This is a genomic window from Streptomyces sp. NPDC006335, assembly GCF_040612795.1.
Lineage (GTDB): Bacteria > Actinomycetota > Actinomycetes > Streptomycetales > Streptomycetaceae > Streptomyces.
On sequence record NZ_JBEXQX010000023.1, the window covers coordinates 20,093 to 36,659 of the forward strand.

A 16,567-nucleotide genomic window follows, 5' to 3' on the forward strand; every position below is an offset into this window, starting at 1 on the left:
TCCGTCACACTTCATAAAGGTTGCACCAAGACTTGTGAAGCTCCTGTAAAGAAGCTTCTGATGATCCATCAGGGCACGTGCTGGGAACGCGGGTTAAAGAACAGGACTACTTAATTGACCCGCTCTGCAAAGACAGTTGATATGGTCCCGAGCTACAAGTACTCCCGACCGCACGCCACTTCGCGTCCGTCGGCATTCCATCTTTTGGGGGCACCGGGAACCGCCCTGCCGGTGCGGTCCTGCATGTCCTGTCACCAGCTCACAGGAGGACACTCTCCGATGCAGACAATCTTCTGGAGCCGTCGCCGCGTGCTCGGCGCGCTCGCCGCCTCCGCCGCCGTGGCGTCAACGCCCTTGACGCTCCTCCCCACGGCCGCCGCCGCTGCGGACGGCGCGGCACCCGAACCCGTGCCGCTGCCGGACACCGAACGCGCCAAGGTCGTCAGGGCGTGGCTGACCGGTGGCAAGGGCGTCAAGGCAGCCGCCGCCGAGGCCCTTTACGGGTCGGACGCCGACATCCAGACCTTCCTCGCCGAGACGCTGCCGAAGCAGACCGTGGAGGACAACCGCGTCGCGATCGTCCGCAGCCTGGACCGTGCGGGCAAGGGCCTGCGAAGAGAGGCCGTCGCCGCTCTCGAGGGCGGCGACGCCGCGATAGCCGCGTTCCTGAAGGACGGCTTCAAGCCGGCCATCCTCGAAGACCTCCGGGTCGCCACCACCACCGTCTCGACCACCGGCGACAAGGCGGTGGTGCGCAGCGCCAACACCGCTCTCGACGCCAGCACCGCACCGGCTCTCACCGCCTTCCTCACCGACAAGCAGTACGACGCGCGTCTGGAGGACACCCGGGTCCAGGCCAGCGCCATGCTGCTGAACGGTGGTCCGGAAGTACAGAAGTACGCGAGCCGTGCGCTCGAGGGGACCGCGGCCGACGTGGAGTGGTTCATGGAGACCGGGCAGCACATCGCGCGCGCCCGTGACCAGGAGTCGGCGACCATCGAGGAGCTGGTCGCCCTCGTCGAGCGCGAGGGCAAGCGCGCTCAGAAGGAGACCAACCTGGCCGTGGAGGCCTCGGCACGCGCCGAGACCGCCGCCGGGAAGGCCAAGGAGGCCGCCCAGAAGGCCGCCGCCGAGGCGTCCGCGGCCCAGAACGACGTGCAGAAGTCGGCGGCGGCGGCCCGGAAGGCTGCGAACGCGGCGAAGGGCGCGGCGGACGCCGCACGCAACGCCATCAACGCGTCCAACGCAGCGGTGAACGCATCCCGCCGCGCATCCTGGGCGGCCACCGGTGCCGCTCAGGCCGCCTCGAACGCGGGCAGCGCCGCGTCCCGTGCCTACAGGGCTGCGATAGCCGCCTCCAAGGACGCGAGCAAGACGCAGGAGGCCAAGAACGCCGCGGTCGCCGCCAAGAACGCCGCGGCCAAGGCCCGTAGCGCCGCCGCGGCTGCCGACAAGGCCGCCGTCGCCGGCGACGCGGCCGCGTCCGCCGGCACGGCCGCCGCCTCCGCCGCACGCAATTCGGCCGCCGCCGCCACGGCCGCCGCCCAGGCCGCCGCCTCCGCGGGTGTCGCCCAGGCGGAGGCCGCCGAGGCCAAGCGCCAGGCCGCCATCGCCACCAGTGCGGCCAACCGGGCCACCAACGCCGCCTCCGCCGCCCAGGCGCTGGCCAGCGCCGCCGCCACCGCGGCCCGCACCGCCCGCGACGCCGCCAACTCCGCCGCCGCCCACGCCGACAAGGCGGCAGCCGCCGCCGAGGAGGCCGTGAAGTACGCGGGCCAGGCCATTGACTACGCCAACAAGTCGACCGCGCACGCCGACGAGGCCGTGAAGGCCGCCAACGTCGCCACCAAGGCCGTCGCCGACGCCATCGAGGTGGAGAAGAACGCCCGCGCCGCCGAGGCCCAGACGCTGGAGCAGGACAAGCAGAAGGCGATCGAGGAGGCGCGGCTGCTCGCCTCCGCCGAGGCGACCGATCTGTCCGACGTCCGCGACAAGCGCCTGCTCGCGGAGCGCACCGCCCAGGAGATCAAGGACCTCACCAGCAGAGCTGAACAGGCTCTGTACTCCGGCGACATGGCACTCGCCGCGACCCTGGGGCGCAAGGCCGCGATCGGCCTGATCGAGTCCCGGGGCGCCTGGACCCGGCAGGCCGCCCAGCACGCCCTGGCGGGCTCCGACGACGACGTCTTCGCCTGGATCGACCTCGATCGGGCCCTCGCCCAGGCCCAGGACGACCGCGAGACCACCCTCCATGTGGCGACGATCGCCGCGCCGAAGATCGCCGAGGCCGCCCAGCTCGCCCTGGAGAGTTCCAGCTCCAAGGCCATCGGTGACTTCCTCACCATCGGCATGAAGAAGGCCTCCGACGAGGAGCTGCGCGTCGCGATCGGCAGGATCCTCAAGGACGGCGCGGGCAGGGCCGTCACCAACGCCGCCAACAAGGCGCTCGACGAGAACACCACCGAATCCCTCAACTACTTCTTCGACCACGCCTACCCGCTGGCGCAGCAGGAGGACGACAAGGTCCTCGCCAGTGAGCTCATCGCCACCGGCGGCGCCTTCACCAAGGCCTACGCCGAGGTCGCCCTCGAGGGCCCGGCGTGGATGCTCCGCAACTTCATCCTCGTGGTCCAGTTCCGGACGGCCCAGCTCGACCACGACACCGCCACCCATGTCGCCGCGATCCGCGGTGCGATCGCCGCCGCCGCGAAGATCGCCCAGAACGCGCAGGAGAACGCCGCGCGGGCGACCCAGGCCGCCTATCTGGCGCGTAACAACGCCGCCAAGGCTCAGGAGTGGGCGGACAAGGCGATCGCCTCCTCCAAGGCGGCCGACAACTACGCGGCCGAGGCGCGCCGGAACGCGGACGCCGCCGACAAGTCGGCCGCTGACGCCCAGGCTTCCGCCAACACGGCGAAGGCGGCCGCCGCGACCGCCCGCGGCGCGGCCCGCTCGGCCAACTACTCGGCCAACAAGGCGATCGACTCGGCGCGTGCCGCCCTCAAGTCCTCCGCCGCCGCACAGAGTTCGGCCAACGCCGCCCGTGCCTCCATGCTCGAGGCGCAGGCGGACGCGAAGCAGGCCGCCGCCGCGTACTCCGCGGCCAAGCGGATCGCGGCCGAGAAGCACCGGGCCGAAGTGGCCGCCAAGGCCAAGGAAGCCGCGGAGAAGGCCAAGGCGGACCGCGAGGCCCAGCGTGATCCCGCCGCCAACGACCGGAACAACCAGGTCAACCCCAACGGCACCCAGGACCCCGCCGACTCCGACGAGTGGTGGAACGACGCCCAGTTCTACGCGGACGCCGCCAACGTGGTCAGCGTCGGCGCCGGCCTCCTGGCCGCCGGCTGCACCCTCGCGGGGTTCGTCTTCCCGCCGGCCTTCGCCGCAGCCGGCTTCTTCGCAGGTGTCTCGGCAGGCGCGAGCGCCATCAGCACTGTCTTCACCGGCATCGAGCACGGCTTCACGAGCAGCGATTTCTGGTGGTCCGCCGCAGGCACCGGCCTGAGCCTGGTCACCTACGGCCAAACCAAGTGGCTGGGTGCCGCGCTGAAGCCCGCCAGCAGCGTCGTGAAGCCCGTCGTGGGCAAGATCGCGGACGTTGTCGAGGACGGGGTCTCGTCCATCACCAAGGATCTCTTCGACTTGGTCGCCTGACGAGTGAGTCCCTCTCGTACGGCTCGGACTCGTACGGCTCCGACGCGGTAGAGCGCAGGCCGCCCACCGCTGCCCCGGGGGGCACCTCATGTCCGGTGCCCCCCCCTTCCCCCTGCACCGAACAAGGAAGAGAGACCTCACGAACATGCACGAGAGACGCCCTCGATGCGCATCCCGAATACGGGCGCGGTCGACCGTACTTGCCGTCCTTGCCGCGGTGACGCTGGGACTCACCACGGCGGGTACGGCCACGGCACAGCAGACCGCGGACGAGAAGCCGCGGCACACGGTGCGGGTGGACCGGACGAACCAGACCGACACTCCGGCCCCCACGACCGCCACCAGCGCCTTCCCCAAGCAGTCAGGGGAACACTGTGAGGCCACGAAGACAGGGACGAAGGAGCGCCGGGCGGGCGCCGTCGAGGCGTGTGTGAGCACCAGTCCCGCCCCGGCCGCGCGAACCAAGGCACAGCCGCGGAGCCTCGCCGCCACTTCGGCCAACGTCGGCAGCTGCTCCCTCACCAGCCCCGGCAACTACTCCTACGAGCGCTTCAGTTACTGCGTGACCGGAGTGAACGTCCTCTACATCCTGCGCGACAGCAAGGGCGCGGAGCTCGGGCGCGGCACCCTGGAGATCTCCACCAGTGCGTCACTGCCGTCGGCGGGTACGACGTGGAGCGAGCACGTCACCGTGACGATGACCTCTGCGAGCGGCGAAGTCACCGCCCTCGACGCCAAGTTCCGCGCCTCCTGCGGAACCGGCTGCAGGGCGACGACGACCGCGCCCTGGTACGAGAGCGGTGTGGTCCTGGGCAAGACCCTTTCCGGCGACGTCAAGTACTCCTCGGCCCCCGCCACGGGTTCCGTCGCGGAGTTCCTCACCTCGTACAAGCTGTACGTGACCTCCCCGGGCGCCACGCCCGTCGACCCGAGCGCCTCCTGGGACAACCCGCGCAAGATCCGCTGCGACAACGCGGTCGGGGGCACCTCGTCGGCCGGGTGTGTCATCCCTTCGATCATGCCCGTCGTGCCGATGAGCGCGACGGCCTCCGATGCCGGCGGCGCCGTGGCCGCCTACGCTTGGGCGCAGAAGAAGCTCAACGGCGCCTGGGGGAAGAAGGGCAGCCCCCTGACCCGGTCGACGAGCGGTGTGGCCAACCGCACCGCCAGCACGTGCAGCGGCTTCACGCCTGAGCCGGAGCTCGTCGACAACGACTCCTGCGGTGACTTCCCCTTCGGCGAGGCGAAGGAAGGCGGCGCCGCCGGCGCTGAGTGCGTCAAGGTGGTCCCCAACCTCGGCAGCGGCGAATGGGGTACCTATGTCCTGAACGACGCCCGCGCCGTGGACCCCGCCTCACCCTGCGTCCAGGCCCATGTCACACCCGCCGAGAAGCAGTTCGCCGCCGCGCAGCTCGCCGACGGATTCAGGAACCAACGGGTCATCGACGCCGACCAGTTCGAGCTGACCTTCTCGTTGCCGGACACCGGCCCGCACGCCCGCTGCCTGGACAGCAAGCCCGCCCCAGCACTCACCAGCGGCGCCGGGTGGATCCTGAACACCACCGAACCGGTCCCCCACGTCAACAAGACGACCGACCCGCTGGGCCGGGCCGGAGACAGGCCGACTCGAGCACAGGCATGCCTGGACCGAACAGCCCCCGAGGGCACCCCCGCGCAGGGCGACATACCCGGCTGGCAGGATGCGGAGATCTTCAGGAACGCGAACTCGCTCACCAACGGGCTGGCCCGGTGTCACCTGATTCCGAACATCACCGGCGGCAGGGGTATCCAGGTCAATCTCGTCCCGTGCTGGCAGTCGGGGATGAACACGGGCACGCCCAGCATGCGAACCTACGAAGCCATGGCGCAGAAGGTCATCCAGAGCGACGTGTCCGCCTTCGGACCGGACGACGCGGTCTTCTACCAGGTGACTCCCGTCTACAAGGACGCCACCAGCACGATCCCGGTGGGAGTCACGATGAGCGCTAACATCGAACGGGCGGACGGGACGATCGAGCAGTTGTTTTCCAACGTCTATGTCACCAACACCCTGAAGAACACCGGGTTGTACAACCTCGGCAACTGATCACAGTCAGTTCGCGCCATCGGGAGCCAGCATGAGTTTCACCACCCCGCCGCGGCCGCTCGACGTGACCGCGCTCTTCCCTCAACTGGCTCCGCTGGCCCGCACGGCGACCCGGCTGCACCCCCGCCCCGGGTCGCCCACGCCGTACGAAAGCTCCGTCGGCGGGCCGCTCCTGTGGCCCGCCGACGAGCCGTGGCCCCACTGCGAAGAGCCACACGACAGCGACGCGACAGACGAGATGCACTCTCCGGACGAGATCCGGCTTCTGCGTCGCATCCGTACGGCAGCGGCCGAGCGCCGACTCCGCGACCCCCAGGCCCCCGCGCTCACGCCCGAGGAGCAGGAGATCGAACAGCGGCTCAGCACGGGCCACCCGTGGTTCGACGGTCCGATTCCCATGATCCCCGTTGCCCAGCTCTACGCCCGTGACGTCCCCCTTCCGGGCAGCCCTCCCGGAGCCGATCTGCTCCAGGTCCTGTGGTGCCCCTGCGACCACGCGGAGTTCGCACACCCCCGAACGGCCCTCCGCTGGCGTTCGTCCGCCTCCGTCACCGACGTCCTCGACGCCCCGCCCGAGCCGCCCGTAATCCAGTTCGACTGGTATCTCCCGAGTCCGTGCCTGCTGACACCCGAGCAGGTCACCGAATACCCCAGCCCCATGGAGCTGAGCAAGGAACTCCAGCACCAGGTGGACGACGTGAGTCGGTGGGAGGCCGCCGGATACGCGTGGGACAGCACCGGCGCGGAAACCCCGCACGAGTTCTACTTCCGCAACCTGTGCCACGCCCCCGGGTGGAAGACCGGCGGCTGGACCCGCTGGGGCTTCACCGACCCCATGCCCCGCCCCTGCCCCGAATGCGGCACCGAGACGATCCCGCTCCTCACCGTCGCGAGCAGGGAATGGGACCCCGGCAGCCAGAGCTGGATGCCCGAGGAGGAACGGACGAACCCGACCCCGCTCCCCATCGGCACCCGGCCCGCGAACGTCACCCTGCTCAACATCGCCGACGCCTACGACCTGCAACTCCACGTCTGCCCGGTGTCCCCCGACCATCCGCACATCGAACTTGTCCAGTGAGCAGGCTGCCGCCCCGGCACCGGGGCGGCAGCCTCACACCCCCCGGGCTTCGAGCTCGGCGACTTCGCCCTCGGTGTGTGGTGGGAGTACCTCCCGGAGGAGGCCGGCGTCTGGCAGGTCCCGTTGTGTGGTCGGCCCCTCCCCCGTCAGACCATAGAAGGGGGGAGCCACACGGGCCCCTCGCCGGTCGACCGGGGCCGCTCCGGCTCGAAACTCACGTCATCACCGACGGACACGGCACCCCACTTGCCGTCCAGCTGACTGACGGCAACCGCAACGACGTCACACAACTCCTGCCCCTGCTCGACGCGATCCCGCCGGTCGGCGGCCTCGTCGGACCACCGCGGCGCAAACCCGACTCGCTCGCCGACCTCGGCTACGGCACGACATCTGCCGCGACCAGGTCCGCGCCCGCGGCATCGTGCCAGCCAATCGCCCCGCCGCGGCTCCCTGCACGGCACCGGACTGGGCACCTACCGGCATGCAAGGCCGCTGGTCACCTGATGGGGAACTGGGACCCATGCCATGATCCGACCTCATGAGCGACCGTTCGCTTTCCCCCGACTGGCTGGTCTCGTGGACAGACAGAGTCTCCGGCGCTCTCGCGGCAATGACCGGTGAGTTCGAGCGACGGCAGGGCTTTCCCCCTGGCACCAACGAGGTCCGGCCGGCCAGCAGTGACGATCAGGGCGCTGTTCGCGCTCTTGCCCAAGCGAGCCTCATGCCGGCCGACCTGGTCACCTTCTACGGCAGCATCGGCGGGGTCACCTGGGCGGACGTCGGCAACGGCTACTTCCTCGACCCGGCAAGTGACGTCCTTCTGCGACTCCAGGAGGCCGGCGCTGTCGACCTCGGTGTCGAACACAGGCTCCAGGGACTGGTCATCGGCTCGAACGGCGGCGGCCTGACCTACGTGGCAGCCCCTGATGGGTCGGTTCGTCGAACGCGGACGGCGTCGCTGGACGAACCGAAGCTCGACAAGGTGGCCGATGACCTGCGGCAGTTCCTGGAACTGCTGGAGCGATGCTTGACGCGGTTCGTCGCCGACGGCGAGCCGGGGTCTCTGTAGGTCAGCCCGTAGGGCCCATTCCGTCAGCCTTGTGAGTCGTTCGCTCTGGCCATCCTGCTGAAAACGGCAGGACGGGGTAGCTGGACTCCTGCAAGGTCCCCGCACGAAAGTGATGCCTACCCCCATGGCGCAGACACGAGACGTAGTCGAACTCATTCTCCAGGACCACCGGAAGATGGAGGATCTCTTTCACCAGATGCGCAGCGTCGAAGCCGACCGGGCTGCCGCCCTTCGGGAATTCTCCGATCTGCTGATCGCGCACGCTCTGGCGGAAGAGGCGAAGGTCTATCCCGCCCTGAAGCGCTACAAGAAGATCGACGACGATGAGGTGGAACACGGCGAGGAGGAGCACGAAGAGGGCAACAAGGCGCTCCTGGAACTCCTGGAAGTCGACGAGGTCGGCTCACAGGAGTGGGACGAAAAGCTGGAAGAACTCGTGCAGGCCGTCACGCACCACGCCGATGAGGAGGAGCGCACCATCCTCAACGGAGCCCGCGAGAATGTGGCCATGGAACGCCGCGAGGAACTGGGCCAGGCGTTCATGGAAGAGCGCGAGCGCCAGCTCAAGGCAGGCTGCGGTGCTGTCGACAACGTGCGCGACATCGTGCGCTCCTGACCGCGGCCCTTCGCAACGCCCTCGGATGGTCGGCGTCTGGACGAACCCGACCCTGACCCTCGGCTTCCCGCGCAGGTTCTTTCTCAGTACAGGGCGGCGGTCGTAGGCAGTTCTGGAATTCGGCGGCGTCGGCCCGCGGATGTGCTGTTGTCCGGTGAGCGCGCATTGCAGGATGTCGCGGTTGCCGGGGCCCGGTGGGTTGGAATGCGGATTCCACTACTTCGCCGGGCCCTTCGCACTTACAGCGCTTGCCGCTTGCCCCGGCCATATGCCCGGATCCGGACATGCTTGTGGGCCCCGGAAGTATCCGGGGCCCACAAGCATTCTGTTGCTCAGTTGGTTACCAACGATACCAGCGCCCCTTGCGGCCACCTGTGTCCGCGGAACGCATGACAAAGCCGAGCAGCCAGACGACCAGCACGATGACGGCAATCCACCACAGTGCCTTCAGCGCGAAACCGGCGCCGAACAGGATCAGAGCCAGCAGAAGAACAAGAAGCAGGGGAACCATAGTTATCAACCTCCGTCGCTTCTCGTGCCCGGCGAATGCCAGAACACACAGTCGAAGGACCAGGTTTCTCCACTGCCCTAGCGATAGGGGCCACGCTTGGACTCTCCCGTGGCACTGGGCCGGTAGCGGATCACCGCAATAGCGGTGGGTCCCGATCGAGCCGAAGGCCACCCAGCGACTGCTCGACCAGGGCGGCGGAGAACATCCGCGCGGACGCCCTCAGGCGGCCCGCCCTCATCGGTACACGGCGCGTGCCGGGAATCGGGGCGATCCGCGGGTGCCGTGCGAGAAGCCAGGCCAGGGCGACGTGCCCGGGGGTCGCGCTGTTGGCCCGGGCCAGGGTGGCGACGTGATCGACCAGTGCCTGGTTGGCGGCCCGGCTCTCTCACGTCCCAGGCGTGTCCCATGCCAGTTCGATCATCGAGGGATGCCGACGACCTCACGGTGCTCCCTCACCAGCACCCCTTCCTCAACAGGGAGGCTTCGCCGTTCCGCCCCCGAGCCATCTCGGAACGTCACATGGTGGCCCGCAGGTGGCTCACGGTCACGAAGTGGTAGCCCTTGGCGGTGAGAGCGCGCAGGATCTCGGGGACGGCGGCGACCGACGTGGGGTGGATGTCGTGCATGAGGACGACGTCGTTGCGCTTCACCTTGGAGACGACGAACTGGGCGACCTTCGTGGCGTCGGGGTACTTCCAGTCCTCGGTGTCCAGGGTCCACAGCACCGGGGAGAGGTGGGTGGCCCGGCGGACGGTGCTGTTGATGGCGCCGTAGGGCGGGCGGTAGAGGGCGGGGGCCGTGCCGGTGGCGGCCTTGATCGCGGCGCTGGTGCGGTTGAGCTGGTAGGCGACCTGCTCGGAGCTGAGCTTGGTGAGGTCGGGGTGGCTGTAGGAATGGTTGCCCACCTCGTTGCCCGCGCGGACTTCGGCACGCACCAGGGCGGGGTGGGCGACGACGTTCTGGCCGACCGTGAAGAAGGTGGCCCGGGCGTGGTTCTGCGCGAGATACCTCAGCAGGTTCGCGGTGTAGGTGGCGGACGGGCCGTCGTCGAAGGTCAGGGCCACACACTTGACCTTCTTGCAGTCGGTGTCGTCGTCCCCGGAGGCGGTGTGTGTGGGCACCGCGGGCGTGGGCGTGGCGGTCGCCCCGAGATCGAGTGACCCGGCCGGGCTGACGCTCTGCCGCTGGGCGCGCCTGCCGAAGGCGGACAGCCAGGGCGTGACCGTCTCCTTGGGCAAGGTGACGACGTAGGAGCCGGCGGGGACGGCGCCGACCGCGCCCGGGTCGAAGGTCACCCGCAGGCCGCCGTCCGCCGTGAAGGCCATGTCGTCGAGCTCGCCGGCGAGGACCGACCGGTCGGCGAACGCCTGCTCCAGCGTCTGCTCGTCCGTGCCGTCCCGCCCCTTGAGCCGGGTCCTCAGGGCTGCGAGGAAGGCATCCCGTGATCCGGTGTCGATGAGGTCCAGCGCGGTGCGGTACGCGCCCGCCCCGCCGTCGTACCAGTAGGTGCGCCGGGCCAGTCCGCTGCCCGCCCCGCCGCCGCCCAGGGTGGTCAGCCGGACGCCGAGGACGTCCCCGGAGGCGACCAGGAACTCGTGGCTGATGTTGAGCTCGGCGCCGCCGACGTCCCCATCGGCGCAGAGTTCGCGAAAGGCGGCCAGCCGCGTCTCCACGTCCTTCTTCATCGCGTCCGCCGCCGCCGTCGCTCCGGGCACGTCCGGATAGCTGGTCGCCCACGCGCATGAGGCGTTCTCGCTGTTGTCACTGACGATCTCGAGCCCTTTGATCTTCGAGGGGTCGACGGGCCGCACGGGGGATGCCGTGGCCGACGATCCGGGCCGCGCCGCAGCGGTCTCGTCGCCCGCGGTCCCGGAGGATCCGGACGAGCAGGCCGTCGCCATCGAGAGCGAGCCGAGCAGCAGAAGGGAGGGGATGAGGCGGTGCGTGCGCATGAGATCAAAACCTGGGGTCGAGGGGCGTGAACAACCCCGAGCCTCCAGGTCAGAGGGGTTTTTAAGCTCCCCTCGGAGTCACCCTGAACAAAAAATCCTCAGCCTGACCCCGGGCATACCCGCTGGTACGGCGCGTCGGGCACATAAGTCCGCCACCGCGCCCTGGTGAGCCCGCCGCCGAACCGGGCGCACAGCACCCGGACCACGTCGTCCGGAGCGACCGTGTGGCGCTGGAGCGACACGTCCGGGCCGCCGGCGTACAAGGCGGCGCCGGCGCGGCCGAAGGCCAGAGTGCCGATCTCGTCCCTGTTGGGCAGGTCGGTGCCGAGCTGCTGCTGCCCGGCGGTGTCCCACAGGCGCAGGGTGCCGTACTGGCCGCCCACGGCAAGGGTGGTGCCATCCGGGGAGAAGGCGAGCGCGCGCACGGCCTCGGCGTCGCCCCGGGCGGCGGTGGTGTCGGAGGTGCCGGTCAGGATGCCCAGGCGGGTACGCAGGTCGCCGTCCCACAAGGTCACGTGCCCGCTCATGTCGCCGACGGCCAGCCGGGAGCCGTCGGGGCTGAAGGCCAGGGCTGTGACCTGGCGGCCGTCGGCCAGGGCACGCCCGGTCAACCGGCCGGACGGCAGCGTGGCGTACTGGTCGGCGAAGTCGACGAGCAGTCGGCCGTCGGGCCGCAGGGCGAGGCTGCCCGGGGAGATGTTCTTCAGGGTGGCCGTGCGGTGACGGGTGCCGGTGTTCCAGAGTTCGGCCGTGCCGACGCCGTCCCCGTCCCGCCCGGCCACCAGCGTCCGGCCGCCCGGTCCGAGGGCGAGCGCGAAGACGGTGCGGTCCGCCGCGCCGGAGGTCTCGAACGACGTACGCAATCGATGGGCGCGGGTGTCCCAGACGCTGAAGCGCTGCCGCAGGGAGCCGCGCGCGGACACGGTGTCGGCGACGGCGAGAGACCCGCCATCCGGGCTGAAGGCCAGCCGCGGGACCTCGTCGGCGGCGTCGCCCGGCAGCGGACCGAGCGTGGTGTGGGCGAGGACCGCCCCGCCACGGGTGGCACGCAGGTCGAGTCGGTAATCCTTGCCGGAGGGGGTGGCGGTGACGGTGGCCAGGACCGTGCCGTCCGGGCTGAGCACCGTCGCGTCCGCCGGAGTGCTCCGCCAGGGCAGGTTGAGGCGGTCGCTCAGATCGTCCGTGTGGACGGTGGCGCCGTCGAGGTAGCGCAGGGTCCTGCCGGCGCGGTCCGGGTCCCAGGACAGCTCCCGTACCTCGGCACCGGCCGTCGGTGTATGGAAGACCAGCCCGCCGCCCCCCGCCATCTGCCATACGGCGACCTCCTGGCCGTCGGCCGTGGCCAGGAACTCCCCGTCCGGGGCGAGGACGGCGTCGCTGAAGCCGGTCTCCTCGCCGCTGGTGAAGTCGGCGACGGTCCGCCGGCCGGCGATGTCCCAGACCGTGGCCGTGGCCCCGTGTACCGCGGCCAGGCGTCGGCCGTCCGCGCTGAAGCGCAGCAGCCGGGAGCCGTCGTCGGCTCCCGATCCGGTCCCGCACACGGTGCCGTCAGCCTTCTCCCAGTCGCCCGGCAGCTTCCTGGCGTGCACGGTGTCCCACACCTGCGGTGCGCCCGTTGCCGGGCACAGGGCGAGGAGACGGCCGCCCGGGCCGAGCGCGGCAGTGGTCACAGCGTGTGTCTCCTGCCGGGCGAACAGCACCGTGCCGTCGCCGGTCCGGCGCACCCTTACGCGGCCCGGCTGGCCCGACGGGCCGGTCACGTAGGCGCTCCCGTCGGCCGCCGCCGTCCAGTACGCCGTGTCGCCCGACGCCGTGTCGCCAAGGTCGGCGGCAGCCTTTCCGGCGGTCAGGTTCCACAGGGCGTAGGCGTCCTGGTCGAGTAGGACCAGGAAGCGGGCGTCGGGGCCAGGTGCGGAGGCTTCCGCGCCGCTGGGTAGACGGTAGGTGGCGGTGACATGGTGGTCGACCACGTTCCGCACGGTGACCTTGCCGCCCGTGACGGTGACGAGCCTGCGGCCCTGGTCGGCGAGAAAGCGGCGGGTGTTGTCCCCGGTCAACGGGTCGGTGTAGGCGTCCCGCTCCGGCCGGGCCAGCGACTTGAGGAGGGCCGAGCGGGACTCGGTGAGCGGGGCCAGCCGCCAGGCCGCGACGGAGAGCAGGGCGGCTGTGCGCGGGTCCGTGGCGCGCAGGCTGTCGGACACCGTGGCGAGACGACGGGCGGCCGCCTTGGCCGCCTCCTCCTTGCTGATCTGGTCGCGCTGCCAGGCCAGCAGACCGGCGGCCAACGCGAGAACGAGAAACGCGGCGAGCCCCGCAGTGAGCCGGCGCGTACGACGAACGGTCCGCGCCTCGGCGTCCCGCTCGCTGTCCCGGGCGGCCCGGGAGGCGACGAGGAAGGTCCGCTCCAGGGGCGTGAGGTCGTCCTGGAAGTGGGACGGGGACTGGGCGCGGGACTGGAGCTGGGCGCGAGGCCTGGGTTTGGACGACGGGCCCTGGGAGTGCGGCTTGAACCACGACCAAGGCCGAGACCGTGTCCGGGACTGGTGTTGTGCAGAGGGTTGGGACACCGCGCGAGGCGCAGACGCTGCCGCTGCCGCTGCCGGAGATGGCGCCTCTGGCGAGAACTGAGTCTCCGCCTGGAACTGGGGTCCCGCCGAGGACCGGGACGCCGCCGGGGACGGGGGCTCCGCCAGGGACCGGTTCCCCGCCCAGGACCGGAGCCGTCGCCAGGAGGGGGACGCGGACGGGAACGGGAAAGAGGTAGGGGACGGAGGAGGAGCGGGGGACGCCGGGCAGGACTTGGGTTCCTCTGCGAACAGTTCCTCCGCGTGGGCCAGTCGTGTCCCCCGGTACAGCGCGCCGGCGTCCCGGTCCAGCTCCTCCCACGCCCGGGCCGACTCGCCGAGGTGCCGCTGTGCGCGCAACCGGTCCCGGCCCTCCTCGATCCAGCCGGCCAACCGGGGCCAGCCGGTGATCAGCACTTCGTGGGCAAGCTCGATGGCGTCACCGTCCAGAGTGACCAGGCGGGCGGCGGCGAGGCGTTCCAGGACCTCCCCCGCGCCGGGCTCCAGCTCCGCCCGGGGCGCGGGCCGGCGGGTGTCGGCGGCGCCGTCGCCGGGGGCGATCAGCCGCAGCAGGATGCGGCGGGCGGTGCGGGCCTGCTCCGGCGCGAGACCGCCGTAGACCTGCTCGGCGCTCGCGGCGATCGCCCCGCGCACGCCGCCGGTCTCCTGGTATCCGGCAAGGGTGAGAGTACGGCCGCGACGCCGCCGCCAGGTTTCGAGGAGGGCGTGCGAGAGCATGGGCAGGGCGCCGGGCTGATCGGCGACCTCGTCGATGACCTGTGTGGTCAGCACCCGCTCGACGTTCAGGCCCGCGGCGGTCGCGGGGCCGGTGATCGCCTCCCGCAGCTCGTCCCGGCTCATCGGCCCGACCAGCAGGTTGGCGCGGCTGACCGCCTCGGCCAGGTGCGGATGGGTGCCGCAGTGGCCGTAGAAGTCGCCGCGTACGGCGATGGCCACCCGCAGCCGGCTCGACGGGTCGCGGGCGCGCAGAAGCAGTTCGAGGAAGCGGTCGCGTTCCTCACGGTCGTGGCAGAGGGTGAACAGCTCCTCGAACTGGTCGACCAGTACCCAGGTGTCCAGGTCGCCGTCCAGCGGGGTGAGCACGCTCTCGTGCGTGTGCGCGGGCCGTTCACCCGGCGTGAGAACCCGCACCACCGCCGGGCGGTCGGGACCCCGCTCCTGCCGCAGCGCGGGGATCAGCCCCGCCCGCAGCAGGGAGGACTTGCCACTGCCGGAGGCACCGAACACGGCCGCGAACCGGCACACGCGTACCAGCTCCAGCAGCTCGCCGACCTGCTTGTCCCGGCCGAAGAACAGATCGCTGTCCCCTGGTTCGAAGCGCGCCAGGCCCCGGTACGGCGCGCGCTCCTCGGCGGACGGCGCCCGGACCTCCGCGTCCACCTCACGCCAGCGCCGCTCCCACTCCTCCGGGTCGGCCCCGAGCACCTGTGTGTACGCCCGTACCAAGGCCAGCGAGGGCATCTGGTCACCGGCCGCCGCCTGGGACAGCGCGGTCGTCGAGTAGCCCGCCCGCTCGGCCATGTCCCGGTACGGCGGCTTACCCGCCTTCTCGCGCAGCAGCCGCAGGTCGTACGCCAACCGCTGCACCGGCCCGGCCTCGGGGTCCACCGGCTTCTCACGTCGTCCCACCGGGCATACCTCTCGACCCACACCGTCATTGACCAGGCGCCCAACGTACGTTTCTCCTCCGATGCGGGGCAATTCCTGCCCGTTTGCCGGACACGGCGCTGACACGGACGTGCCCTCGGCCGCCGCGGACGACCGACTCGAGGCACATCACTGGGGCTCACCACGATGGGTAGGGGTGAAGACCGCGACGGCCTGCCTCGATGGGTATGTCTCGGGGGTAGGGGGCCAGGCACCGCTTTCGGTGGGCCCCACATACGCGGCCGTCGTCTGCCAGGTGCCGCCGCCGTCGTACGGCACGCGTAGGGTCAGCGACTTCCGGTGCGCCTTGGCCGCGGCCGGGCCCCGCAGGGACAGCGCAGCGCGGCGGGCTGATTCCGGGAAGTGATACGCGCACGGGCCGGGCAACGCACCGGTGCGGCCGGACCCTGAGCACCCGGAGTGCACCAGTGCTGTACGCAGCGAGCCGGTGCCCGCCGCGCCTTTACCGGGTGGCCAGGCGCCGGAGGACTGCCGAGAGACCGAGCCCGACAGGGCGCTCAGAGTTCGGAGTGGGGACCTCCCCCCAGCGGATCCGCCATCGCCGCAGCGGCCGGCGCTTCGCCGGTGGTGGCGGGCTACCTGCGAACACCCGTGCTGTCGGACGATGGCTGGCCGGGCCCGGCTACGGCGCCTGCGGCCTGCGCCACGGAGCTCGACGCCAGCGTCATCGTGCCCGTGCTCACCGGCGGAGCCCTCAGCCACGACACCGACGTCACGGCGTCACTCCGGAACCCATGAAGGCCGCGGCAGCTTGCACGAGTTGGCCGACGCATGTGCGCGTGCCGAAGGACTTGTTCGAGGCGATCCCGGCGCTGCACTTCTCCTCGGTGAGGCGTCGTCATGCCTGTCGAGTCGGGGGCCGGGTACCCGGTGCAGGACACGACGTTTGGTGGGCCAACGAGAGGATGTCGGACAGTGGCGGTGAAGGCGATGGGGTGGGCGCACTCGTTCCCCGTGTCCGAAGGGGTGCGCGTCGGCCGGGAGTGGACACGCAAGCGTCTTGAGTCCCTGCCTTGGACCGCTGCCGAACCCGACACGGTGGACGCCATCGTGTTGGCGGTGTCCGAGCTGATCACCAATGCGCACATCCACGCGCACAGCGATGCACACCTGGTCCTCACCTGGGACGGTGACTGTCTCCAGGTGAGCGTCCACGACGAGGACCCGTCTCTGCCGCGGCAGCGCGAACCCGAGCAGGGCGCGGTCTCCGGCCGCGGGGTGTCCATCGTGCGCAAACTCGCCGATGAGTGGGGCACCAGGTGCCAACGGCACGGCAAGACGGTGACGGCATGCTTCCGCCCCGCCGACCCTGCTGCCACCAACAGCCCTGAGGACAGCCGCAGTTGAC

Annotated in this window: 10 protein-coding genes and 1 pseudogene; 7 read left to right on the top strand and 4 right to left on the bottom strand. The window is 70.7% G+C overall.

Annotated features, from left to right (window positions below):
- Positions 1–279 precede the first annotated feature (279 nt).
- From ABZ098_RS39315 to ABZ098_RS39340, 6 genes and pseudogenes are all read left to right on the top strand, one after another.
- Positions 280–3,654 carry an ALF repeat-containing protein gene (locus ABZ098_RS39315; protein ID WP_356598811.1) on the top strand — a complete coding sequence of 1,125 codons (3,375 nt, stop codon included), beginning with the start codon at positions 280–282 and terminating at the stop codon, positions 3,652–3,654.
- A 217-nt stretch (positions 3,655–3,871) separates the two neighbouring features.
- Positions 3,872–5,740 carry a DNA/RNA non-specific endonuclease gene (locus tag ABZ098_RS39320; RefSeq protein WP_356598813.1) on the top strand — a complete coding sequence of 623 codons (1,869 nt, stop codon included), beginning with the start codon at positions 3,872–3,874 and terminating at the stop codon, positions 5,738–5,740.
- Positions 5,741–5,771: 31 nt separating this feature from the next.
- Positions 5,772–6,818 carry a hypothetical protein gene (locus ABZ098_RS39325; protein ID WP_356598815.1) on the top strand — a complete coding sequence of 349 codons (1,047 nt, stop codon included), beginning with the start codon at positions 5,772–5,774 and terminating at the stop codon, positions 6,816–6,818.
- A gap of 171 nt (positions 6,819–6,989) precedes the next feature.
- Positions 6,990–7,360 (top strand): annotated as a pseudogene (locus ABZ098_RS39330) (transposase); the annotation flags it as partial.
- Positions 7,357–7,887: an SMI1/KNR4 family protein gene (locus tag ABZ098_RS39335; RefSeq protein WP_356598817.1), complete on the top strand. Its 531-nt coding sequence runs from the start codon at positions 7,357–7,359 to the stop codon at positions 7,885–7,887. The pseudogene ABZ098_RS39330 and the gene ABZ098_RS39335, both read left to right, overlap by 4 nt.
- A gap of 124 nt (positions 7,888–8,011) precedes the next feature.
- Entirely contained in the window at positions 8,012–8,503 is a 492-nt protein-coding gene (locus tag ABZ098_RS39340; protein ID WP_356598819.1) for a hemerythrin domain-containing protein, read from the top strand.
- 340 nt (positions 8,504–8,843) lie between these two features.
- Here ABZ098_RS39340 and ABZ098_RS39345 read toward each other — a convergent pair whose 3' ends face one another.
- The 4 genes from ABZ098_RS39345 to ABZ098_RS39360 form a co-directional block, all read right to left on the bottom strand.
- Positions 8,844–9,014 carry a DUF5670 family protein gene (locus tag ABZ098_RS39345; protein WP_030933194.1) on the bottom strand — a complete coding sequence of 57 codons (171 nt, stop codon included), beginning with the start codon at positions 9,012–9,014 and terminating at the stop codon, positions 8,844–8,846.
- A 130-nt stretch (positions 9,015–9,144) separates the two neighbouring features.
- Positions 9,145–9,375 (bottom strand): aldo/keto reductase, encoded by a 231-nt coding sequence (locus tag ABZ098_RS39350; RefSeq protein ID WP_356599003.1) that lies wholly within the window; start codon positions 9,373–9,375, stop codon positions 9,145–9,147.
- A gap of 154 nt (positions 9,376–9,529) precedes the next feature.
- A complete protein-coding gene (locus ABZ098_RS39355; protein WP_356598822.1) occupies positions 9,530–10,966 on the bottom strand; it encodes a polysaccharide deacetylase family protein in 1,437 nt (478 codons plus the stop codon).
- Between the two features lie 98 nt (positions 10,967–11,064).
- Positions 11,065–15,180, bottom strand: coding sequence for a hypothetical protein (locus ABZ098_RS39360; RefSeq protein WP_356598824.1), 4,116 nt, complete (start codon positions 15,178–15,180; stop codon positions 11,065–11,067).
- A 954-nt stretch (positions 15,181–16,134) separates the two neighbouring features.
- On the opposite strand from ABZ098_RS39360, the gene ABZ098_RS39365 reads away from it, so the two are divergent.
- Positions 16,135–16,566: an ATP-binding protein gene (locus ABZ098_RS39365; RefSeq protein ID WP_356598826.1), complete on the top strand. Its 432-nt coding sequence runs from the start codon at positions 16,135–16,137 to the stop codon at positions 16,564–16,566.
- Position 16,567: the final 1 nt, after the last annotated feature.

What these genes read in the sequence shown, in the direction of transcription:
- ABZ098_RS39315 (WP_356598811.1), top strand. Translation starts at nt 280, where the DNA reads ATGCAGACAATCTTCTGGAGCCGTCGCCGCGTGCTCGGCGCGCTCGCC.
- ABZ098_RS39325 (WP_356598815.1), top strand. Translation starts at nt 5,772, where the DNA reads ATGAGTTTCACCACCCCGCCGCGGCCGCTCGACGTGACCGCGCTCTTC.
- ABZ098_RS39335 (WP_356598817.1), top strand. Translation starts at nt 7,357, where the DNA reads ATGAGCGACCGTTCGCTTTCCCCCGACTGGCTGGTCTCGTGGACAGAC.
- ABZ098_RS39340 (WP_356598819.1), top strand. Translation starts at nt 8,012, where the DNA reads ATGGCGCAGACACGAGACGTAGTCGAACTCATTCTCCAGGACCACCGG.
- ABZ098_RS39345 (WP_030933194.1), bottom strand. Translation starts at nt 9,014, where the DNA reads ATGGTTCCCCTGCTTCTTGTTCTTCTGCTGGCTCTGATCCTGTTCGGC.
- ABZ098_RS39355 (WP_356598822.1), bottom strand. Translation starts at nt 10,966, where the DNA reads ATGCGCACGCACCGCCTCATCCCCTCCCTTCTGCTGCTCGGCTCGCTC.